Source organism: Nocardiopsis metallicus, assembly GCF_014201115.1.
In the GTDB taxonomy this organism is placed as follows: domain Bacteria; phylum Actinomycetota; class Actinomycetes; order Streptosporangiales; family Streptosporangiaceae; genus Nocardiopsis; species Nocardiopsis metallicus.
Genome location: NZ_JACHDO010000001.1, coordinates 6,360,042 through 6,381,477, shown reverse-complemented (window position 1 = coordinate 6,381,477; position 21,436 = coordinate 6,360,042). Strand labels below are relative to the sequence as shown.

Sequence of the window (21,436 nt, the reverse complement as noted above, 5' to 3'; positions counted from 1 at the left end):
CCGAACAGCGCGAAGGGCCCCTCCCGGGGGTAGCCAACGCGGGAAGGGGCCCTTCGTACGTTCTCGGGACGCTGTCCAGCGCCCGGTCAGGCGCCCGGCTACACGTGCTGTTACGCCTCCTGCTCGGGGCGGATCACCGGGATCATGCCGGTGACCGCCTCCGAGCTGGAGTCGATCGGGTCGGGCAGCAGCGGACGCAACCGGCGCTGGATCTCCCGGGTGATCTTCTCCTGCGGCTCCCGGGCGTCGAGCACCAGGTAGCGGTCCGGGTTGGCCTCGGCCAGCGAGCGGAAGCCCTTGCGGACCCGGGCGTGGAACTCCACCGACTCCGACTCGATGCGGTCGGCCGGGCCGCCCAGACGGGACAGGCCGTCCTCGGGCCGCACGTCCAACAGCACCGTCAGGTCCGGAACCAGGCCCTGCGTGGCCCAGGCACTGATCTCGCCCACCTCCTCCACCGCCAGGTCGCGCCCGGCGCCCTGGTAGGCGAGCAGGGAGTCCACGTAGCGGTCGCTGATCACCACGGCACCGCGGCGCAGCGCCGGAAGGATCTCCTGTTCGACGTGGTCGGCCTTGTCCGCCGCGTAGAGGAGCACCTCGGCGCGGTCGGTGATGTGCGAGTTCTCGCGGTCCAGCAGAATGCCGCGCAGCCGCATACCGAGCTTGGTGGCGCCCGGCTGGCGGGTGCCCACCACCTCGAAGCCCTGGTCGCGCAGCCACACCGTCAGCTCGCGCACCTGGGTGGACTTGCCCGCGCCCTCGCCGCCCTCCAGCACGATGAAGGCGCCGGTGAGCCGGGCCTCCTCCTCTTCTTCGGCCTTGGGGGTCACCCCGCGCAGGGCCGCGAAGAGTTCGGGGAGCAGACCGGGCCCGGCCTCCGGGTCGTCCAGATTGGCTTGCCGGTAGGCGACGACCGCCGCGATGACCGCGATCAGGCCGCCCGCCATCAGGACCAGGCCGCTGCCGTACAGGTCGTAGGCGAGCGGTCCGCCCAGCGGGATCTCGTGGTCACCGGCGAACCCCGCGGCCAGCGGGGCCAGGACGGCGCCCAGGAGCAGGGCCAGACGGCCGGTGCCGTGCAGGAGGGCGAACGCGGAGTCGCGCTGTTCCTCCTCCACCTCCACGCTGATCAACCCGGTTCCGCTCACCCAGGTCAGACCGGCGCCCAGGCCCAGGACGAGGGCCAGGACCGCGGAGAGCACCATGTCGGAGATGGCGCCGGTGAACAGCAGGGCCAGCGCGGCCAGGACGACGGCCAGCCCGAGCAGGCGGCGTCGGCTGAACTGCTTGAGGACGCGCGGCCCGGAGACCGCGCCCAGCCCCAGGCCCAGGAAGAGCGCGGCGACCAGGACGCCGAAACCGGCGTTGCCCGCGCCGAGGTTCTCCACGTGCGGTCGGCCCACGCCGAGGACGAGGCCGCCCGCGGCCGCGGTGACGGCCAGGCCGGTGACCACACCGCGGACCAGCGGGCCGCTGCCGACCGCGGTGCGACCGGCGAGGACCGCGTGGATCGTGTTCGCGTCCCGGTTGGGGCTCAGCGAACCCTTGGACACCGCGTGCTTGGGCAGCGGCAGCGAGGCGACGACGATCGCCGCGCCGAAGAACGTCAGGGCGTTGAGGTAGAGGGCGACGTCCGCCTCGGGGTTGGCCATGGACGGCACGAGCGCGCCGAGCAGGTTGCTGACCGAGGCCAGCGCCGCGAACAGCAGGGCCGCGACCGGCGCGGCCCCGTAGGTCGCCAGCAGGGTCAGCTTGTTGGCCTGTCCGAGCATCCGCTTGGGGACGAGGCTGGGGATGGTGGCGTCCCGGGCGGGGGTCCACAGGAGCGCGACGATCTCCGCGAGCAGGCTCGCGATCAGCAGCCACCGCAGCGCGAAGCCGGAGGACAGCAGCCCCACGACCGGGATGGAGACGTAGAGGAGGCCGCGCAGCACGTCGCCGCCGACCATCGTCCACCGCCGGTCCAGCCGGTCCGCGAGAGACCCGACGAGAGGGCTGAGCAGGACCGCGGGGGCGAGTTTGATGGCGACGACGCCGGTGACGGCCAGGTAGTGGACGAGTGTGGAGCTTTCGGCGGTGAAGATGGCCGCGAGGGACACCAACGCCAGCAGGCTCAGCCAGTCCCCGAGGCTGGAGAGGGAAAGCGAGATCCACAGCCTTCTGAAGGGTGTGATCGCGAGGACGTTCTGCGCCTCGGCCGGCGCTCCCAGGGGTGCAGATCTGCTCATAGCGCTCAAGATTATCGATGAGGGGGATAGGAACTGACAGGCGTGACCACCTGTCCAGGGAATTCGGGGGATACGTCCGGGGTCACACACGTTTCAGTGGCCCCATCCGTCAGGCACACAGTAGTACGGAAGATCATCCCCGAACAGAGGATGAAGTTGCGTATCCGTTGCGATACCCCGGTACACCACTCACCCGGGCGCTCGGTGTGGGAACGCCCAGGTGAGTACGTGTGACCGCGGTCTGCCTGCTGCTGTGCCGCCTACCCGGTTCCCGCTTACTCCTCGGCGGCCTTCTTCGCGGTGGTCTTCGGCTCACCGGTCTTCTTGGCCGCGGGCTTCCTCGCCGCCGCCTTCTTGACCGTGGTGGTGGCCGTCTTCTTCGCCGGAGCCTTCTTGGCGGCGGGCTTCTTGGCCGGTGCCTTCTTCTTGGCGGGCGCCTTGGCCCGGCGCTCGGCCAGCAGCTCGGCGGCGCGCTCGTCGGTGATCGACTCGACCTCGTCACCCTTGCGCAGGGAGGCGTTGACCTCCCCGTCGGTGACGTAGGGGCCGAAACGGCCGTCCTTGATCACCATCTTGGCACCCGACGCCGGGTCCTCGCCGAGCTCGCGCAGCGGCGGGGCGGCGGCGCGGCGCCCGCGCTGCTTGGGCTGGGCGAAGATCGCCTGGGCCTCCTCCAGGGTGACCGTGAACATCTGCTCCTCGGTCTCCAGGGAGCGGCTGTCGGTGCCCTTCTTGAGGTAGGGACCGTAGCGGCCGTTCTGGGCGGTGACGTCCTCGCCGTCGATCTGGCCCACCACGCGGGGCAGGGACAGCAGGCGCAGCGCGTCCTCCAGGGTGACCGTGTCCAGGTCCATGCTCTTCAGCAGCGAGCTGGTGCGCGGCTTGACCTTGGCGGCCTTCTTGGCCTTGGGCTTGGTCTCGCCCTCGGGCTCCTCCGGCTCCGGGATGACCTCGGTGACGTAGGGGCCGAAGCGCCCGGACTTGGCCACGATCATGTGGCCGCTCTCCGGGTCCTCGCCGAGCTCCCGGTCACCGCTGGGCTGGGCGAACAGCTCCTCGGCCTTGGCCTCGGTGAGCTCGTCCGGCGCCAGGTCCTCCGGCACGTTCACCCGGACGCCCTCGCGGTCCAGGTAGGGGCCGTAGCGCCCCACCCGCAGCACGATGTCGGTGCCGGGCAGCGGAATGGAGCTGACCTCCTTGGGGTCGATCTCCGTGATGTGGTCGCCCACCAGCGCCTTGAGACCGGTCTCCTCGTTGCCCTGGGCGTCCTGGCCGCCGAAGTAGAACCGGCGCAGCCAGGGCAGACTCTCGGCCTCGCCCTTGGCGATGTCGTCGAGGCTGTCCTCCAGGCGCGCGGTGAACTCGTAGTCCACCAGGTGGCCGAAGTGCCGCTCCAGCAGCTGCACCACGGCGAAGGCCAGGAAGGACGGCACGAGTGCCGTGCCCTTCTTGAAGACGTAGCCGCGGTCCAGGATGGTGCCGATGATCGAGGCGTAGGTGGAGGGGCGGCCGATCTCCCGCTCCTCCAGCTCCTTGACCAGGCTGGCCTCGGTGTAGCGCGCGGGCGGCCGGGTGCTGTGCCCCTCGGCCTCCAGGCTCTGTGCCTTGACCGGGTCGTTCTCGGCCATGGCGGGCAGGCGGCGCTCGCGGTCGTCCAGATCGGCGGCCGGATCGTCGGAGCCCTCCACGTAGGCCTTGAGGAACCCGTGGAAGGTGATGATCTTGCCGCTGGCGCTGAACTCGGCGACCTCGCCGTCGGTGGAGGTCCCCTCGATCCGCACGGTGACGGACTCACCGACCGCGTCCTTCATCTGGGAGGCGACGGTGCGCTTCCAGATGAGCTCGTAGAGGCGGAACTCGGGGCCGCTCAGGCCGCTCTCGTTCGGGGTGCGGAAGGTGTCGCCGGCGGGGCGGATCGCCTCGTGCGCCTCCTGCGCGTTCTTCACCTTCTTGGCGTACACGCGCGGCTTGTCCGGCAGGTAGTCGCCGCCGTACAGGCGCCGCACCTGGTTCCGGGCGGCGTTGACCGCGCTGTCCGACAGCGTGGTGCTGTCGGTACGCATGTAGGTGATGTGCCCGTTCTCGTACAACCGCTGGGCGACCTGCATGGTCTGCTTCGCGGACAGGTTGAGCTTGCGGGACGCCTCCTGCTGGAGGGTGGTGGTGCGGAACGGCGCGTACGGCGAGCGGCGGTAGGGCTTGCGCTCCACCGACTTGACCGCGAACCCGGCCCCGGCAAGGCGCTCGGCCAGGCCCCGGGCGGTCGCCTCGTCCAGGTGGCGCACGTCGCGGTCGGCGCGGATCGTGCCCTGGGGACCGAAGTCGCGGCCGGCGGCGATGCGCTTGCCGTCGACAGAGACCAGCGTGGCGGGGAAGGCGGAGGGCCCCTCGGCGGCACCGGCGTCGGTGGCGTCGAAGACGGCCTTGAGGTCCCAGTAATCGGCGGAGGTGAACGCCATGCGCTCGCGCTCGCGCTCGACCACCAGCCGGGTGGCCACGGACTGCACGCGGCCCGCCGAGAGCTTCGGCATGACCTTCTTCCACAGCACGGGGGAGACCTCGTAGCCGTAGAGGCGGTCCAGGATGCGCCGCGTCTCCTGGGCGCTGACCAGACGGGTGTTCAGGTCCCGCGTGTTGTTCGCGGCGTGTTGGATGGCGTCCTTGGTGATCTCGTTGAAGACCATCCGGCGGACGGGGATCCGGGGGTTGAGTTCTTCGCGCAGGTGCCAGGCGATGGCCTCGCCCTCGCGGTCCTCATCTGTGGCGAGTAGGAGTTCGTCAGCGTCCGCCATGAGCTCCTTGAGCTTCTTGACGTGCGCCTTCTTGTCGGTGTTGACGACATAGAGCGGTTCGAAGTCACCGTCCACGTCCACGCCGAGCCGGGCCCAGGGCTGCCCCTTGTACTTGGCGGGGATCTCCGCGGCCTTGGTAGGCAGGTCGCGGATGTGGCCGATGCTGGACTCCACGACGTAGCCGCGCCCCAGGTAACCGGCGATGGTCTTCGCCTTGGCTGGTGACTCGACGATGACGAGAGCGGTACCCGCTCCTTGACCTGCCTTGTCCTTCGAGCCGTTCTTGCCGGCGCTGCCCTTCGTGGGTGGCACGCTGTTTCCCCTACGTCTAGCCTTACGTGTTCTGTCGGCCGCGGTCCTTCGGATCCCGTGGGAACCGACAGTAACCGAACTACAGGCACTCCCCCGTCGGTGAGCGGGCCTGATCCCTCATTCGGGGCTCACCCCGCGTGGACTCCCAGCCCTTACCCACCGGCACCCGCAGAATAAGCGCTACCCGGACCGGTACCGGCCCCCAACGTGCGCTACCGGCCGTGGCGGCGCTCTCCTTCGCACCGTTTCCGGCTCTGGCGAGCACCTGGAACACCCTCCTGCAGTGACTTGCATCACACTTGAGGGGTTCAGGGTGTCCCTGCCTCCAGAATGCGGCGAGTCCTCCCGGATATTCCCGGGAGGACTCGGCTCACGTCCTTCAGCTGGTGGCCGCCACCTCCGCGCTCCCGCAGTCCACCGCGTTCCATAACGGAACGGGAGGGCGGAGGCGACTCACCACCTGCGTTTCGAACACCCTGCGCTTCGAAACACAGTGCTTCGGACGTCTACGGCACCTGGGTGCCGGTGGCGGGGACACTGACCCTTCGCACCGCCACCGCCGCGCCCGGGGGTCCGGCTTCCCGCAGTCCACCGCGTTCCATAACGGAACGGGAGGCCGCACTCCCCTGGTCCGACGGGTGGCCGTGTCCGGGCTCACCCCCCGCTCGGCCCCTCGCGGAGCCGTTCTGGTCCCTACAGGCCCACGCCCACGGCGCCCAGCACGTCACCGACCGGGTCGACGGACGGGATCTCGGTGGCCTCGGGCAGCTCCTGCGCCCGCTCCGGAGCGTGCTCCTCGACCGACTGGGCGGCGGTCTCGCTCAGGTCGTAGCCGACCGGCAGCATCTCGGAGACGGGGACCTCGGGCAGCTCGCTGACCAGCGGGACGCTGTCCAGGGCGGAGGACTGGGGCTCGGTCTCGGCGCTCTGGTGGACGACCTTGGCGTCGGAGCCGGTCGCGCTGGCACCGGCCACGCCCGCGACGGCGCCGACGGCGTTGCCCGCGACGTTCACCGGCACGTCGGCGTCGGCGACCAGCTGGTTGCCGCCAGCCAGGGAGCCGTTGCCGGAGGTCGCGATGTGGCGCTTGGGCTCCTTGACCACCGCGTCGCTGTCGGTGGCGGCCGCACCCGCGACGCCGCCCACGGCGCCGACCGCGTTACCGGCCACGTTCACGGGGACGTCCAGGTCCAGGACCGCCTGGTTGCCGCCGAGCACGGAGCCGTTGCCCGAGGTGGCGATGGACTGGTGCTCGCGAACCGGGGCGGACTGGTGCTCGACCGGGGCGGACTGGCGCAGGACGCCCGCGTCCACACCGGAGGTGTCCGGCAGGAGCTGGACGTTGTCGAGGGCTTCGGCGACCAGGTCCTGCGTGGTCACCGGAGCGGACTGGTGCTCGACCTCGTGGTGGTAACCGTTGTCGTGGCCCTTGTCGTGACCCTTGCCGTGGCCGCCGTGGTGGTGGCTGTTACGGACGATCGCGTCGGCGTCGGTGGCCGCCGCGCCCGCGACGCCGCCCACGGCGCCGATCGCGTTGCCGGAGACGTTCACGGGGACGTCCAGGTCGCCGACGATCTGGTTGCCGCCGATGAGCGAGCCGTTGCCGGAGGTGGCGACGTCCGGGTTGTGGCCCTTCTTGTGGCCCTTCTTGTGGCCGTGCCCGTCGTGCACGACCTTGGCGTCGCTGTCGGTGGTGGAGGCGCCCGCGACGCCGCCCAGGGCGCCGATCGCGTTGCCGGAGACGTTGACCGGGATGTCGCCGTCGACGACCAGCTGGTTGCCGCCCAGGATCGAGCCGTTGCCCGAGGTGTGCACCTCGTTGCGGTGGCGGTCGATCACCTTGGCGTCGGAGCCGGTGCTGGAGGCGCCCGCGATCCCGGCCACGGCGCCGACCGCGTTGCCGGTGACGTTGACGGGGACGTCGGCGTTGAGGACGGCCTGGTTGCCGCCCAGAACCGAACCGTTGCCGCTGGTGGCCACGTCGCTGTCGGCGAAGGCGACGCCGCTGCCCAGTGCCACGAAGCCGGCCGCCAGGAGCACGGTCTTCGCGGAGGTGCTAGCCCACTTACGCATGTGGGAAGTCCTTTCGAGTGAACGAGTAGATGAGAAGGTGTCGTGCTGTGGGCCACAGGCCGTTCCACGCCCCTGGGTGGAGCGCGGGCCTTCGGCCAAGGCCGGGGATCATCCGGTCGGCTCCGCACCTGGTCGGTACGGGTCTGCCGGGCTGTCGGGTGCGGCCGCGTCCGTCTGCGCTGGCTGCGTGCGGACGTTCACACCCCGTCGATCAGCTCCGCCCTGGTTGGACGGCGGCTGACGTGAACCCCGAGCACATGGCCTTGGCCGGTGCTGCGGGACTCGCGTCAACCCCCGGGCCGTGCGGCCCGGGAAGCTGGTCAGGCGCGGGCCCTGCGGCGCTTGCCGAAGAGCAGGAGCCCGGCGCCCGCGGCGACCGCCAGGACCGCGGCGGCCAGCAGCCCGGCGAGGGCGCTCTGGTCGGTACCGGTGACCGCGAGGCGGCTCTCGTCGGCGGGCGGAGCGGAAGGAGACGCGGACTCGGAGGGCTCGGGAGAGGGCTTGTCCTCCTCGGCCTGCTCCTCGCGCTCCTCTTCCTCCTCCGGCTCCTCCTCGACCGGCTCCTCTTCCTCGGGCTCCTCCTCGCGCGGCTCCTCCTCGGGCTCCTCCTCGACCGGCTCCTCTTCCTCGGGCTCCTCCTCGGGCTCCTCCGGGTCGTAGCCCTCGTAGCCGGGGTGGGGGTCCTTCGGGGTCTTGGTCTCGGTCACCTTGGCGTCGCCGCCGGCGCAGTTGGCTCCGGCCACGCCCAGGACCGCAACGGCGTTCCCGCAGGCGTTGACCGGGGCGTCGACGTCGAGCACCACCTGGTTGCCGCCGCCGATCGACCCGTTACCGCTGGTCGTGGTGTCGGCGAGGGCGACGCCGTGGGAGGTAACGATGAATCCGGCTGCCAGGACCGCGGCGAGTCGGAGGTGGGTTGTCTGGGTCATCGGCTGTCCTTTGGTCGACGAGGAGAGGTCTGTTGGTGCCTCAGGGACCGCGGACGGATTTCCCGGCGTGGGAGCCTGGGGAAGAGAGCACGCCCGACCGGATTCGGTGGGGCGGCTGTGCGCAGGGCGCACGGACCGGCCGCGGTCTGGAGCGCGGCTAGTCGGGGGAGAAGGAGGGGTCGTCCGCGGCGTCGCGGACCACCAGGTTGGGGTCGCCGGGCAGGGCGACCCGCTGGGCCCGGAGCACCATGTGCTCGGAGCGGGCCATCAGGAACCCGGCGGCGCCGGGGGCCTGGAAGGACGGGGCGGAGGCACCGGTGGTGTCCGGCCCGGCCTGGTGGTAGGAACCGCCGCCGATCAGACGGATCCGCTCGGCGGACTCCCCGCCGGCGGCCGTGTCCCCGGCTTTGCGGGCGGCCTCATCGGCCACACGCCACGAGTTCTCCACCACGTGCGCGGCGATCTCGTCGGCCGCACGCGCCACCCGGGCATCGCGCTCTTCACGCTCACGCTCTTCACGCTCGCGCTCGTCCGCATCGGCGTCGGGACGCTGGTCGGCGGGCAGGGTGGCGAAGGCGGAGTCCTCAGCCGAACCCAGGACCGGCAGACCCAGGGGTCCCCCGTTCTCGGTCACGGCGTCGGTCCCGCCCTGGCCGACCGTGTCGGCCAGGCCCGAGGTGACGGTGTCCACCAGCGCGTTCTCGCGCAGGGACCCGTCCGTGGACTCGACGACCTCCTGGCCGGTGCGGGCGACCCCGGTGACGAGGCCGGTGGCCCCGCGTGCGGTGTCGTCGACGGCCTGGCCGGTGTCGTGCACGATCTCGTTGGCGACGGAGCCGACCGTGCTCTCCTCCAGCGCCGCACTGACACCGGTCTCCCGAAGCGCGTTCGCGGGAAGCGCGGACGCCTGCGGCACGACGGTCTCGGTGAGGGCTCCGGTGGAGGAAGCGGCTCGGGTGGCCGTGTCGGAGAGGCGGGTCTCCCGGAGCTCTCCGGCGGCCTGCCCCGTGCGGTCGGTGATCTCGCCGACGCCCAGGACACTGCCACCGAGGTTGCCGAGCCCGCCGGATTCGGTGGAGGTCTCGCCGTGCGCGACACCCACTCCCCCGGCCAGCCAGGCCACGGCGACGATTCCGGACAGGATCAGCAAACGGGCGTAGGCACCACGGGGGTTGCGAGCAGCGCGACTGGCTGAGACCAGCCACCCTCGGCTCGCGAGCACCATGGATGCCCCTTCGTTTCGCTGTCACTGAACGGTCCCGTGCGGCGGCGCCGCGAACGGTCGCTCCACGAAGCCCCAGAACACAGGGCAACGTCGAACTGAAAGAAACCGTAGCATCACCCTGAGTGACAGTGCGCGAAAAAACCAACCGCGCCGAGAAGTTCCCGGCGCGGTTGGTCCGGTTTTGCGGAGTCTGGCCCCAAAAGATTCGGCCAGCACCCGTCGGAATTTAGGTCAACACAGCGGGTCAGCTCATGCCGATGAAACGGTCCAGCACCCGCACACCGAACTGGAGGCCGTCCACGGGGACGCGCTCGTCGACCCCGTGGAACATGCCGGCGAAGTCCAGCTCCGGCGGCAGCTTCAGCGGCGCGAAACCGTAGTTGCGCACGCCCAGCCGGGAGAAGCTCTTGGCGTCCGTACCGCCCGAAAGGCAGTAGGGGACGGCCTTGGCCCCCGGGTCCTCGGCCAGCAGGGACTCCGACATCGCGTTCACCAGACCGCCGTCGAAGGAGGTCTCCACGGCGGGCAGGTGGTGGATGAAGTCGCGGCTGACCTTCGGGCCGAGCAGTGCGTCGATCTTCGCGAAGTACTCGTCCTCGGTGCCGGGCAGGAAGCGCCCGTCCACCTGAGCGGTGGCCTCACCCGGGATGACGTTGGCCTTGTAGCCGCCGCCGAGCACCGTCGGGTTGAGGGTGTTGCGCAGCGTGGCGCCGATCATCTTGGCGATCGGGCCCAGCCGGGCCACCGTGGCGTCCACGTCCTTCTCGTCGAAGGGGATCTGGAACTCCTCGCAGATCTCCTCCAGGAAGGTCCGCACCGTCGGGGTGAGCTGCACCGGGAACTCGTGCCGCCCCAGCCGCGCGACGGCCGCGGCCAGCTCGGTGACGGCGTTGTCCCGGTTGGTCATCGAACCGTGCCCGGCGGTGCCGCGCGCGGTGAGCTTCATCCACGCGATGCCCTTCTCCGCGGTCTCCACCAGGTACAGGCGCCGGTTCTCGTTGACCGTGAAGGAGAAACCGCCGACCTCGCTGATCGCGGAGTCGCAGTCGGCGAACAGCTCGGGGTGCTCGTCCACCAGGTACTGGGCGCCCCAGGTACCGCCGGCCTCCTCGTCGGCGAGGAAGGCCAGCACGATGTCCCGCGGCGGTTTGCGCCCCTCGCGCAGCCGCTGCCGCAGCATCGCCAGCACCATCGCGTTCATGTTCTTCATGTCGACCGCGCCCCGGCCCCACACGCAGCCGTCGGCGACCTCACCGGCGAAGGGGTGGTGGGTCCAGTCCTCGGGCGCGGCCGGAACCACGTCGAGGTGCCCGTGGATGAGCAGCGGCGGCCGCGAGGGGTCCTCACCCGTGATCCGCGCCACCACGTTGCTGCGCCCGGGGTGCTTCTCGTAGATCCGCGACTCCACCCCGACCTCGTCGAGCCTGGTCGCGACGTACTCCGCCGCCTTGCGCTCCCCCGGACCGGAATGGTCGCCGTAGTTGGAGGTGTCGAACTCGATGAGCTCCCGGCACAGGTCGACGACCTCGACCTCGCCCGCGCTCAGTTCCTTACCTGGATCCACCATCTGGCTCTCCCGTCTCCGGCCGCACCTTTTGCCCTAGAGCCTGTCACGACCACCCCCCGCCGGAAAACTGGTTCGGAAGCCCCCAGACCTTTGCTATGGTTAAACCTGTTCGGAGCGATGCACGCCGAACAGCCCGGTCCGGGTGGCGGAATAGGTAGACGCGCTAGCTTGAGGTGCTAGTGGCCGTTAAGGCTGTGGGGGTTCAAGTCCCCCCTCGGACACGAACCATCCCCCCACGGGGATCGTTGGACTTCTGATGCGGGTCGAGATGAATCTCGGCCCGCACGCTGTTTTTCACGGGGTCATAGCGCATCCGCAGGCCCAAACCCTGGTAGAGCTCGACCTTGTCCCAGGGCTCGGCCTCACCGAGCACTCGGGCGATGTCGCCCAGGTCGTTGACCATCTTCATGACGTCGTCCTTACCGGCCTTCTTCGGTGTCCGTTCCAGACGGTGCACCTTGGCCTCAGCGGCTGATCTCTCGGCCTTGGTCTCGTTCATCCACTGCGTGACTTCTACGGGATCGGCACCGGCCTCCAGCACCGCACGGTGCTGTTTGAGCTTGCGGTCGCACTCAGACATCGTCTGTCGAAGTTCCGCGACCTCACGAGCTCTCCGGGCGTCCTCTCCCGTGTCCTCCTTCATGAGCGTGTCCACCGTCGCTGCGATCCTGCCCGGGGCGAACTCGGCGGCGATCCACCTGTCCAGCACCGGAACCACGTCGGCTTCCCTCACGTAGACGTTCCGAGGGTGGTGGACCTTGTTGGCCAACGCGTACTCCTCAGGGAACCGGCAGCGGTAGTAGGCCTCCTCATGGGACCACTGACCTTGCATCCTTCGATCGCACAGGCAGCACTCGAATGCCCCCCGGAACAGGTAGGGGTTCAGGGTCCGACGCGTCTTGTGCTCCCCGCCCGGGGTCCGGCCACGTGAGCCCATCAGGGCCTTCGCTTGAGCGAAGTCCTCGTGGGTGATCAAGGGCTCATGGACCTGGTCCCGCGACCACACCCACTCATCGTCCCCGTTCCACCGCAACAGGGTGTGGTGGCCAAGTTGGACGTCGTTGACGTCGAGGAGAACCTCGTCCTTGCGCTGTTTGGCCCACACCTGGTGACCGGTGTACCGGGGGTTCCTCAGGATGGCGCGGACCGTGCCCTTGGACCAGGCGATCCCGGAGCGGTGCCGGTTGCGCTTGCGGTCATGGGCCGACGGCGAGGGGATGCCGTCACGTGTGAGCCCTTCGGCGATCGCAAAGATGCCCAGCCCGAGCAGGTACTCAGCGAAGATCCGTGCCACGACCCCGGCCGTCTGAGGATCTGGGACCAGCCGCCGCATTCTCTTTCCGTCAGCGGCTTTGGAGGGATTGGGGTGCGGGCCCGCATCCACGAGCATGTACCCGTATGGCGGGCGCCCTCCCAGGTACCGGCCTTCTAGCAGGGCCTGAGCAGCCATGGAGCTACGGACCCGTGTCTTGATCCGGGTCCGCTCGCCTTTGGAGATCCCGCCGTACATCGACATGATCAGCTCGTGCGCTTCATTGGAGGGGTCGATGGGCCCTCCAATCTCAGGCACCCACAGCTGTACGCGGTAGTGCTCGAACACCGGTGCTGTCATCACGAACTGGCTGCCGTAGAAAGCGCGCTGTGGTTCTCCGATCACTACCGCTTGGAAACCTCGCCCGGGGTCAGAGAGGGAGTCCAACAAACGGCTAGCCTCTGGGCGGCGCTGCGGAGGGATCGAGCGTGAACGATCGATGTCGAAGTACTCCGCCACGATTCGCCCACGGGGCCCGATCAGCGTTTCGGCGCGTGCTTTCTGCCAGTTGCGCGAGGATTCAGGATCTTGCTTGTCCTCGGTGGACACGCGTCCGAGGAAGGCGAAGTCCAGTGGCTGCTGGACCGTAGACATGTCTCAGGCCCTTCTGTCGGTTGACGAGGGATCGAAGTCGTCGGCGATGCGCCGTGCGTACGCTTTGCGGATGATCTTCAGTAATGCTTGAGCCCCTTCGGGGGAAATGTGCGGTGGGTCTTCCGGGGGGTGCACGGTCGGAGCCCTCTTGCGTACGCGGTCGGGGTCGGTGTGCCCTTCAGGATAGGTGACAGCGGCACCATTTTCACAGTGTTTCAGCTGGTCAGAGCCCTTATATTTCTCTTCAGACACACAAACCTCCCCCGGAGGTAAGGTCCCGGAGAGCGGCAATACCGGCACCCGCTCGGCATTGCCGCTCTTGCCGCCGCGATGCCCCGCTCGTGTGGTGATGCCGACGGCTTTGGAGCCCCGGGACGCCGCATGGTGGAATGGCAGCGAGATGGGACCGCATACCGAGCGGCAACGAGACGGACCAGGCAACCGGTAGGAGCGCCCTTCTCATCGGGCCTCCCAGCGGATTCTCGAAACTCCTTCGGCCCGTGGCCGCCGGGGTGGATGCCAGCCCTCCCGAGACGGCAATGCCGCGACCGGTTTCCACCCAGCGGCGCGCAGCGACGCCCCGGTTTCGTCGGCGCGGGTGTAGGTGACCAGGCGCCGGTAGGCCAGTGCCCGTGCGGCCCTCCAAGAGGCGGCGTAGAGCATCGAGCACGTGTTGCGTGTGCCATCGCTGGCGAGCCGGGTGACTTCGAGAGTGCGGCCGTCATCGAGCCCGCGCGCGACCGGTCGGCCGACCACGGCAACAGCGACCAGAACCCCGTCGTCATCGGCAATGCCGAGGCTGAACTTGTGGCCGCGGGGCGCTTTCAGATGGCGGTGCCACACATCGATGAACGCCTTCGCTTCGGCGAACGGCACGGGCACCAGTGTCAGTCCCATGCCGCACCTCCCCCTTCGGCATGAGCCATCTCGGCGAGCAGGTGCCGCACGGCAAGCCGAGCCTGCTGCGGCACCACACCGTTGCCGAGGGCGTGGAGTTGAGCACGACGCGGCATGCCGAGTTCCGGGTCGGTAACCCACCCCGAGGGGAGACCCATCAGCCACTCAACCCACTGAGGGCTCAGGCGGGGTCGTCCCCGCTGTCCTCGTTCGTGGGGCTGGGGTGCGGGTCGTCCGAGCGCGCGCTCCCAGCGGTGGATGGCGGGGGCATAGATCCCCCAGTCGAAGCCGCAGGATTGGTGTCCGGGGCCGTGTTTGTCTGTTTGGCATCGGGGCCAAGCAGTAGTTCGAGAACAACCTGACTCAAGGGAGGACGGAAACCGTTCCCTGCACGTCGTCCAGCGGTTCCGGTGTCCGAGGCCCGTGGGGTGGGCAGGAGCTTGGGTGGGTCGAACGCAAGTGCTGGACACTGTGCGTGCCTGGGATGAGTCGTGCAGCTGGCGGTATCGCTCGTGCACGGTGCTGGAGGTGACCACACGGTGATGAGGTCGGTGAGGTTGACCTGTCGTCCGCTGGCGCGTCGTCGGGCAGGGTCGGTTCCGCCCCGGTCGCTGTCGCGGGCTTGTGGTGTGGGAAGCAGGCGTGGCGAGGATGAAGTGATCTTGCTTCGGTTCGGTGGACAGGTGTCCGCTTTCGGATACTTTGTCATTGAACGAGGAGATTGAAGTGCCCAAGACCCGCCCTGCGTACCCGCCGGAGTACCGCGATCAGATCATCGCGCTGGCCCGCTCCGGCCGTAGCCCCGAGGACCTGGCAGCTGAGTTCGAACCCTCGGCCCAGACGATCCGCACCTGGATCAATCAGGCCAAGATCGACTCCGGCCAGGCAGAGGGCACCACCAGCGATGACAAGGCCGAACTGGCCCGCCTTCGCCGAGAGAACGCCCAGCTGCGCGAAGAGCGCGAGATCCTGCGCAAGGCCACGGCTTTCTTCGTCCGGGAGACCAGTCGGTGATGTTCCGGCTGATCGACGAAGAAAAGACACGCCACTCCGTCTCCCTGATGTCCCGGCTGCTCGGCGTATCGCGGCAGGGCTACTACAAACACCACCACCGAATCCAGGACGGCCCCACGGCCAAGGAACGCTCCGACGCTGACCTGTCCGAGCGCATCCAGGGCCACCACGAGCGCTCCCGCGGCACCTACGGCTCCCCCAGGCTCCAGGCCGACCTGGCCGAGCTCGACGGCATCCGCGCTGGACGCAACCGCATCACCCGGCTGATGCGCCGCCAGGGCCTGGTCGGGGTCCACCGCCGCACCGGCCGCAAAAGCCTGACCTCCCAGGACCGGATGGCCACAGCCCCACCGGATCTGGTCGGTCGTGACTTCACCGCCCATGCCCCCAACACCAAGTGGAGCGCGGACATCACCTACGTGCCCACCGACCAGGGGTGGGTGTACCTGGCGGTGGTGATGGACCTGTTCTCGCGCCGCATCGTGGGCTGGGCGATGGCCCCTCACATGCGCGCCGATCTGGTCTGCGACGCGCTGGCCATGGCGGTGACCGCCCGCCGTCCCGGTCCGGGGCTGATCCATCACTCGGACAAGGGATCGCAATACACCAGTCTGGCCTTTGGTCGCCGCTGCGAAGAGGCAGGGATCGCTCCCTCGACGGGGCGGACGGGGTCGTGTTACGACAACGCCGTCACCGAGAGCTTCTTCGCGTCGTTGGAGACCGAGTTGATCGACCGCACCCGTTTCGCCACCAGGGCGGATGCGGAGCGGGAGGTGTTCTCCTATATCGAGGGGTTCTACAACCCCTGGCGGCGGCATTCGGCCAATGGTCAGCTCAGCCCGGCTGAGTATGAACGTCGCCACACCGAAGTTGCTCAAGACAGGCTTGCGGCGCTGTCTCAGGCCGCGTAAAACCCCAGCTCACAGGTGTCTACCGAACTGAAGCAACATCAACCCGCTTGCGGCCGTGCCGCAGTCCAACTCGGCTGGAGGACAACGGGTGGTGCCGGTCTGGGCAAACCGGCACCACCAGCACACATCAGTGCCCGTCGTGTCCTTCCTCGGACGGTGACTCATCGTCATCGCCCTCTTGGTCTCCTGCCCCGGATCCGAGCATCTCGTTCATCAGCTCGATCTCGGCTCGCTGCGCGTCGATGATGTCCTGGGCCAGAGCACGCGCCTCGGGGTTGGTGCCCTCGACCATCTGTGTCTGAGCCATGTCAATGGCGCCCTCGTGGTGCTCGATCATCATCTCCAGGAACATGGTGTCGAACTCTCCACCTTCGGCCGTCTCCAGCTCTGCCATCTGTTCCTCGGACATCATGCCGGCCATGCCGTCGTGGTCCATACCCTCCATGTCCTCCATGGGTTCGTGGCCCCACGCCTCCAGGAGAGCGTTCATCTGCTCGATCTCGGGCCCCTGTTCGGCCTTGATGTCTTCGGCCAGCGCCTGGACCTCGTCCCCCGCCCGCCCCTGCGCCAGTTCCGCCATGGCGGTGGCCTGCTCGTGGTGCGGGATCATCATCTGGGCGAACATGACATCGGCGTCGTTGAACTCCGAGTCGCCCTGCTCGGAGGTCTCCGAAGCCGGAGGAGCGGAGTCCTCCTCCGCTCCCCCGCACGCGGCCAGGAAGACCGTGGCGGCGAAGGCGGCCGCCACGAGCATCAGAGCTTTCTTCAGGAGTGTCATCATCGTTCTATCCCTTCTGTTGCGTTGCCGCGCCGTGTGGCACCTGGCCCGGGCGCGGTGTCTGTACGTACCTTTCGGTGCTGGTGCTCCGTGGCCGCTGAACTCGTTCGCGACCCGTAGCGATGTGCTTCCTCCGGTCAGAGAACCCCGGGCAGAGCGAGCCCCATCCCCGGGCACAGAAACCGGCGCTGGGGGAGGAGGCCCTGCCGGACCGACATGGCAAGGCTCCGGAGGCCACGCTGGTGAGCACGGCCATCGGCCTTCACGAATGACTTCAACGCTGCCCCCTTGGTGGTTGTCAGGGTCGTCGGGCACCGACGAAGTGCTGTGCCCAGTAGTCAGCGAGCCGTACCTCGGAGACGGTCTTGCCGCTGCTGGGGGCGTGCACCATCAGACCGTTGCCGACATAGAGGCCGTTGTGGCCCAGGTCCGGGAAGAAGAAGAGGATGTCGCCCGGCTGGATGTCCTCCCAACCCACGGAGTTGGGCATGTCGAACTGGGTGTAGGTGGTCCGGGAAATGCTCACCCCGGCGGCAGCCCAGGACGCCTGGGTCAGCCCCGAACAGTCATAGCCGTTGGGCCCGGTTCCACCCCATAGGTAGGGCGTACCGATCTTGCTGTAGGCGAACTCCACGGCAGCACGCGCGTTACCCGAGGCAGAGCCGGTGTAGGCCGGAGCTGGACCCGTCTGTGACTCGCCCCCCGCCGTGGGGTTCTCCCCTTCGAAGGTGGCGAGCAACTCCTCCTGCTCAGCGAGGCTGTCCTCCACTTCCCCTTGGCGCTGTTCGAGCTCTTCCAGCTGCTCGGCGGCCTCGTCGTAGGCCTCTTCCGCGTCGGCTTTGAGGGCGATCAGCCGCGCATCGCTCTCAGCGAAGGCCTCCAGATCCAGTCTTCGCGCCTCGGAGAGGTAGGACAAGTCGGCGGACTGCTCGTAGATCTGCGACGGATCGTCCACGAACAGTGCCGCGGTCACCGAGTCGGGGTCGTTGGACTGGTAGCTGGCGCTTGCGAGCTCAACAACCTTCAAGCGCAACTCTCCATAGCGCTCCTCCTCGGAGCCGATCTGGCCGTCGGTCTCCTCGGCCTTCGCTTTGACCGCCTCGTAGTGCTCCTGTGCCTCGTTGTACTCCTGGACGAGCGTGCTGGACTCCTGGAGTAGTTCCTCGATCCGCTCCTCTACTTCTTCCTTGGTGGGTTCGGGCTCGGCGTTAGCCACAGCGGTGGGCAGCAGTAGGCCACCTGCGGCCACACAGGCCACAGTGGCGAACATCAGACTCCTGGCACTCACACGGTGCTCGTTCTTCATACGGACCTCGGCGTCAGGGGGCCATGCCCCGAGGGCATGGCTGAGGGAGGGAAAGGGGTGTACGGCAAGGCCGCCCGTGAACCGCCTAGGCGTCAGGGGACAAGGAGCGGGCATCACGGGCGAAGGCGGTGAGAGGGCGCGTGCACAACGGTCCTCGGGCCGCCCGGCCGCGCTGGGAACTACCTGGCTCAGGCTGGACAGGGCGTCTCAGCACCGGTGTGTACGGTGCGGGGCCGCCCGGGTTCGCGCAGGCGGCTGCGGGCCGGGCGGTCTACACGCGGCGAACGCACAAGGACACGAGTGCCCTGGTTCCTCCAAGGGGAAGCACACGGTGCGATCGAGCCGAGCGGGGAAGCGGTGTCACCTTCGGAGGCAGTACGGGCAACCCCGGGAAAGCGAAGAAGCCCAGTCCCAACAGGAGAGACGCCGAGAGCGAACCGGTGCGCTGGTCGGCCAGCACGTCGGTCTCGTCACAGTGCCCCTCATCACGCTCCGCGTGGGGGCTGCCATGAGCATCGGCCTGCTCTGAAACGACGGCCGCGGAAACCGAGCCTTCGTACGGCGCCGCGTCGGTGTGGCACAGGGAGACGACCGCTACGCCGAGCACGAGCAGCATCATGAACACGACTCTGGTCCAGTGTCGTGGCGCTGTTCGCTGAGCGGCTACCGGCATGGTTTCGACCTTACTCAATTCGTCGAGGTCTCGCACACCCTCCGGGTGAACGCGTGCCGGATCCGGGACTCCACACGCCCGCGGACCCTCTATCTGCGTCGTAGCCCGTGTTGGCGGTGCTCACCGAGCAGGCCGAGGGCGACGTTTTCCAACGCGCTGGTGAGAGCGCTGATCCGAGCGAGAGTGCCTATGCGGTAGGAGCCCTTGTCGATCACACGGTGGATGCCGCGGGTCTGGCCCTATATGCGCCCGGGGGCGAGGGAGCGCACCTTGTCGCTGAAGCATCCGTGGGCGCTCTTGGTCATGGCGGCCACCGTGGAAATCCCCGATCGGTGGGACCAGTCTGGCTCCTCGCGCATGCCGTCACCGCTCATCCAGAGACGCCGCTTCCGGTGAAGCGTGCCGCACTGTGTGCTGGGGCGAGATCGAGGCGCCGCAGGAGCTGCGCGTTCAGGGCGACCACGACGGTGGAGGCGGACATCAGGATCGCGCCGATGCTCATGGGTAGGACGAAACCGATGGGTGCGAGGACGCCGGCTGCCAGCGGAACGGAGATGAGGTTGTAGCCCGCGGCCCACCACAGGTTCTGTTTCATCTTCCGGTAGGAAGCGCGCGAGAGTTCGATCACCGAGAGCACCGAGCGGGGATCGGAGGATGCGAGGATGACGCCCGCGGAGCCGATCGCGACGTCGGTGCCGGCACCGATGGCGATGCCCACGTCGGCCTGGGCCAGGGCGGGCGCGTCGTTGACACCATCGCCAACCATGGCGACCTTCTTGCCCTCGCCCATGAGCTCGGCTACCTTGGCGGCCTTGTCTTCGGGGCGGACACCGGCGAAGACGCGGTCGATGCCCAGGTCCTTGGCGACGGTGTCGGCGACGGCTTGGGCGTCGCCGGTGATCATCACCACCTGCAGACCCGCGGCGTGCAGGGCGCCGACGGTCTCGCGTGACTCGGGCCGGATCTCGTCTGCCAGGCGCAACGCTCCGATCACTTGGGCGTCTGCCATGACGTGCAGGATGATCGCGCCTTCGGCGCGCCACCGGCTGGCGATCGGCTGCTCGGTGACGTCGCGCTGTTGGAGCAGGTGGGGTCCGCCGACCTCGATCACCGCGCCCTCGACGGTGGCCTTGACACCGACCGCCGGGGAGGAGGAGAAGTCCCTGGCCTTGGGTGGACGCAGCTCACGGGCGGTAGCGGCGTCCCGGATTGCCCTGGCCAAGGGGTGCTCGCTGTCGGCTTCGGCGGCGGCGGCCAGGGCCAGGACCTCGTCCTGGTCGCGTCCTTCGGCGGGTTCGATGGCGGTGACCGTGGGCTCTCCCTTGGTCAGGGTTCCGGTCTTGTCGAAGAGCACCGCCTGCACGGTGCGTGTGGACTCCAGGGCGAGGCGGTCCTTGATGAGCACGCCGCCGCGGGCGGCGCGTTCGGTGGAGATGGAGACCACGAGTGGAATCGCCAGGCCGAGTGCATGGGGGCAGGCGATGACCAAGACCGTGATGGTGCGCACCACCGCCATGTCGGGCAGTCCGAACAGTGACCACACGATTGCGGTGATCGCCGCGGCTGCGAGTGCGAACCAGAACAGCCACGCGGCGGCCACGTCCGCGATGCGCTGGGCACGAGAGGAAGAGGCCTGGGCGTCGGTGACGAGCTTGTGGATCCCGGCCAGTGCGGTGTCGTCGCCGACGGCGGTGACCTGGACTCGAAGCCCGGAGTCGGTGGCGACCGTACCGGCGACGACGTGCTCCCCCGTCCCGCGGCGCACGGGTTTGGATTCTCCGGTGATCATGGACTCGTCGATCGATGCCGAACCATCGACGATCTTGCCGTCGGCGGGAACCGAGGAACCGGGGCGGACGATGACCACGTCACCGACCAGCAGATCGGCGGGGGCGACCTTGACGACCTCGTCGCCGTCGAGCTTGTCGGCCTCATCGGGCAGCAGGGCGGCGAGCGAGTCGAGCGCGGAGGTGGTCTGTGCCAGGGAGCGCATCTCGATCCAGTGGCCCAGCAGCATGATGACGACCAGTAGGGCCAGTTCCCACCAGAAGTTCAGTTCGTGGTCGAGGATGCGCAGGCTGGCGCCCCAGGACGCGATGAACGCCACGGTGATCGCCAGGCCGATCAGCAGCATCATGCCCGGATTTCGGGAGCGGATCTCAGAGACCGCGCCGACCAGGAAGGGCTGGCCTCCCCAGAAGTAGACGAGCGTTCCCAGGATCGGGGAGATCCACCAGACCCACACGGCATCTGGCAGCTGGTAGCCGACCAGGTGGGCGAACATTTCGTTGAAGCCCACCACCGGAAGGGCCAGGGCGAGCATGATCCAAAACAGCCGCCGGAACTGACCCACATGATCACTGTGTCCGTTGTGAGCGGCGTGGTCGTGGTGGCCGGTGTGCTCCTCACGGGTGGTGGGAGGGTTGTCTGGCGTGGAGTTCATGCCCGTTCTCCTTCATTCACCCCACCGCTCTTGGGCGAGGGGCCGGTGCTTTCCGAAAGGCCGCCTTCCGAAAAGCACCGGGTCGGGTGTGGGTCACGCGGTGGCGTAAAGCTGGGGGTCGGCGTCGAACAGCGGGCCGCAGGAGTCGCAGCACAGCCAGTACCGTTGACCGTTGTGGTCGCGATAGAGACCGAGTTCTTCGGCCTGGGACTTGATCACTGGAGTACCGACCATGACCGGGCACTCGGCGACGTCTTGACCCGCTGCGGAAGCCAGGTCCTCCTTTGTTGGTGCGTGGCCGCAGCAGTCTCCCGCCTTGGCGGTGCTGTCGTGGTCGCGGTTTCCTGGAGTCGTCATGAGAAGTCCTTTTCTACGGTGTTCG

The 21,436-nt window shown here is 68.5% G+C and carries 15 protein-coding genes, 1 tRNA gene and 1 pseudogene; 2 read left to right on the top strand and 15 right to left on the bottom strand.

The features are described from left to right. Positions 1 to 110: 110 nt before the first annotated feature. The 6 genes from tmk to HNR07_RS28065 all read right to left on the bottom strand — a co-directional run bounded on the left by tmk (position 111) and on the right by HNR07_RS28065 (position 11,126). Positions 111 to 2,228, bottom strand: a complete 2,118-nt coding sequence (gene tmk / locus HNR07_RS28090) for a dTMP kinase (protein ID WP_184368258.1) — start codon at positions 2,226 to 2,228, stop codon at positions 111 to 113. 275 nt (positions 2,229 to 2,503) lie between these two features. After that, the gene (gene topA, locus HNR07_RS28085; RefSeq protein WP_184368255.1) at positions 2,504 to 5,332 is read right to left on the bottom strand and encodes a type I DNA topoisomerase; all 2,829 of its coding nucleotides are present in this window, start codon (positions 5,330 to 5,332) and stop codon (positions 2,504 to 2,506) included. Between the two features lie 693 nt (positions 5,333 to 6,025). Next, complete coding sequence (locus tag HNR07_RS28080) at positions 6,026 to 7,405, bottom strand: hypothetical protein (RefSeq protein WP_184368252.1); 1,380 nt, start codon at positions 7,403 to 7,405, stop codon at positions 6,026 to 6,028. Between the two features lie 320 nt (positions 7,406 to 7,725). Further along, complete coding sequence (locus tag HNR07_RS28075; protein WP_184368249.1) at positions 7,726 to 8,334, bottom strand: chaplin family protein; 609 nt, start codon at positions 8,332 to 8,334, stop codon at positions 7,726 to 7,728. A 157-nt stretch (positions 8,335 to 8,491) separates the two neighbouring features. Next, positions 8,492 to 9,559, bottom strand: coding sequence for a hypothetical protein (locus tag HNR07_RS28070; RefSeq protein ID WP_184368246.1), 1,068 nt, complete (start codon positions 9,557 to 9,559; stop codon positions 8,492 to 8,494). Between the two features lie 244 nt (positions 9,560 to 9,803). Continuing rightward, complete coding sequence (locus HNR07_RS28065; RefSeq protein WP_184368243.1) at positions 9,804 to 11,126, bottom strand: M20/M25/M40 family metallo-hydrolase; 1,323 nt, start codon at positions 11,124 to 11,126, stop codon at positions 9,804 to 9,806. A 136-nt stretch (positions 11,127 to 11,262) separates the two neighbouring features. Here HNR07_RS28065 and HNR07_RS28060 point away from each other — a divergent pair. Continuing rightward, positions 11,263 to 11,347: transfer RNA gene (locus tag HNR07_RS28060), tRNA-Leu, on the top strand. Here the strand turns inward: HNR07_RS28060 and HNR07_RS28055 are convergent. From HNR07_RS28055 to HNR07_RS28045, 3 genes are all read right to left on the bottom strand, one after another. Beyond that, complete coding sequence (locus tag HNR07_RS28055; RefSeq protein ID WP_184368241.1) at positions 11,329 to 13,032, bottom strand: recombinase family protein; 1,704 nt, start codon at positions 13,030 to 13,032, stop codon at positions 11,329 to 11,331. The genes HNR07_RS28060 and HNR07_RS28055 overlap by 19 nt on opposite strands. Before the next feature lie 3 nt (positions 13,033 to 13,035). Further along, positions 13,036 to 13,284, bottom strand: coding sequence for a hypothetical protein (locus HNR07_RS28050; RefSeq protein WP_184368238.1), 249 nt, complete (start codon positions 13,282 to 13,284; stop codon positions 13,036 to 13,038). 207 nt (positions 13,285 to 13,491) lie between these two features. Next, the gene (locus tag HNR07_RS28045; RefSeq protein ID WP_184368236.1) at positions 13,492 to 13,929 is read right to left on the bottom strand and encodes an XF1762 family protein; all 438 of its coding nucleotides are present in this window, start codon (positions 13,927 to 13,929) and stop codon (positions 13,492 to 13,494) included. Between the two features lie 726 nt (positions 13,930 to 14,655). Here HNR07_RS28045 and HNR07_RS28040 point away from each other — a divergent pair. Then, a protein-coding gene (locus tag HNR07_RS28040; RefSeq protein ID WP_184371482.1) for an IS3 family transposase occupies positions 14,656 to 15,854 on the top strand; the annotation gives its coding sequence in 2 pieces (ribosomal slippage) (positions 14,656 to 14,899 and positions 14,899 to 15,854; 1,200 coding nt in all). A gap of 127 nt (positions 15,855 to 15,981) precedes the next feature. Here the strand turns inward: HNR07_RS28040 and HNR07_RS28035 are convergent. From HNR07_RS28035 to HNR07_RS28010, 6 genes and pseudogenes are all read right to left on the bottom strand, one after another. Then, a complete protein-coding gene (locus HNR07_RS28035; RefSeq protein WP_246420539.1) occupies positions 15,982 to 16,635 on the bottom strand; it encodes a DUF305 domain-containing protein in 654 nt (217 codons plus the stop codon). 295 nt (positions 16,636 to 16,930) lie between these two features. Next, positions 16,931 to 17,902 (bottom strand): C40 family peptidase, encoded by a 972-nt coding sequence (locus HNR07_RS28030; protein ID WP_184368234.1) that lies wholly within the window; start codon positions 17,900 to 17,902, stop codon positions 16,931 to 16,933. A 307-nt stretch (positions 17,903 to 18,209) separates the two neighbouring features. Continuing rightward, the gene (locus HNR07_RS28025; RefSeq protein ID WP_184368231.1) at positions 18,210 to 18,557 is read right to left on the bottom strand and encodes a hypothetical protein; all 348 of its coding nucleotides are present in this window, start codon (positions 18,555 to 18,557) and stop codon (positions 18,210 to 18,212) included. Positions 18,558 to 18,700: 143 nt separating this feature from the next. Continuing rightward, positions 18,701 to 18,838: pseudogene (locus HNR07_RS36235) on the bottom strand (metal-sensing transcriptional repressor); the annotation flags it as partial. Between the two features lie 143 nt (positions 18,839 to 18,981). Next, positions 18,982 to 21,054, bottom strand: a complete 2,073-nt coding sequence (locus HNR07_RS28015) for a heavy metal translocating P-type ATPase (RefSeq protein ID WP_184368228.1) — start codon at positions 21,052 to 21,054, stop codon at positions 18,982 to 18,984. 93 nt (positions 21,055 to 21,147) lie between these two features. Beyond that, entirely contained in the window at positions 21,148 to 21,411 is a 264-nt protein-coding gene (locus tag HNR07_RS28010; RefSeq protein ID WP_184368225.1) for a hypothetical protein, read from the bottom strand. Positions 21,412 to 21,436: the final 25 nt, after the last annotated feature.

Excerpts from the sequence above, each read along its gene's own strand:
- HNR07_RS28075 (WP_184368249.1), bottom strand. The coding sequence starts at position 8,334 with ATGACCCAGACAACCCACCTCCGACTCGCCGCGGTCCTGGCAGCCGGA.
- HNR07_RS28070 (WP_184368246.1), bottom strand. The coding sequence starts at position 9,559 with ATGGTGCTCGCGAGCCGAGGGTGGCTGGTCTCAGCCAGTCGCGCTGCT.
- HNR07_RS28035 (WP_246420539.1), bottom strand. The coding sequence starts at position 16,635 with ATGATGACACTCCTGAAGAAAGCTCTGATGCTCGTGGCGGCCGCCTTC.
- HNR07_RS28080 (WP_184368252.1), bottom strand. The coding sequence starts at position 7,405 with ATGCGTAAGTGGGCTAGCACCTCCGCGAAGACCGTGCTCCTGGCGGCC.
- HNR07_RS28030 (WP_184368234.1), bottom strand. The coding sequence starts at position 17,902 with ATGTTCGCCACTGTGGCCTGTGTGGCCGCAGGTGGCCTACTGCTGCCC.
- HNR07_RS28010 (WP_184368225.1), bottom strand. The coding sequence starts at position 21,411 with ATGACGACTCCAGGAAACCGCGACCACGACAGCACCGCCAAGGCGGGA.
- HNR07_RS28055 (WP_184368241.1), bottom strand. The coding sequence starts at position 13,032 with ATGTCTACGGTCCAGCAGCCACTGGACTTCGCCTTCCTCGGACGCGTG.
- HNR07_RS28065 (WP_184368243.1), bottom strand. The coding sequence starts at position 11,126 with ATGGTGGATCCAGGTAAGGAACTGAGCGCGGGCGAGGTCGAGGTCGTC.
- tmk (WP_184368258.1), bottom strand. The coding sequence starts at position 2,228 with ATGAGCAGATCTGCACCCCTGGGAGCGCCGGCCGAGGCGCAGAACGTC.
- HNR07_RS28025 (WP_184368231.1), bottom strand. The coding sequence starts at position 18,557 with ATGATGCTGCTCGTGCTCGGCGTAGCGGTCGTCTCCCTGTGCCACACC.
- HNR07_RS28015 (WP_184368228.1), bottom strand. The coding sequence starts at position 21,054 with ATGAACTCCACGCCAGACAACCCTCCCACCACCCGTGAGGAGCACACC.
- HNR07_RS28045 (WP_184368236.1), bottom strand. The coding sequence starts at position 13,929 with ATGGGACTGACACTGGTGCCCGTGCCGTTCGCCGAAGCGAAGGCGTTC.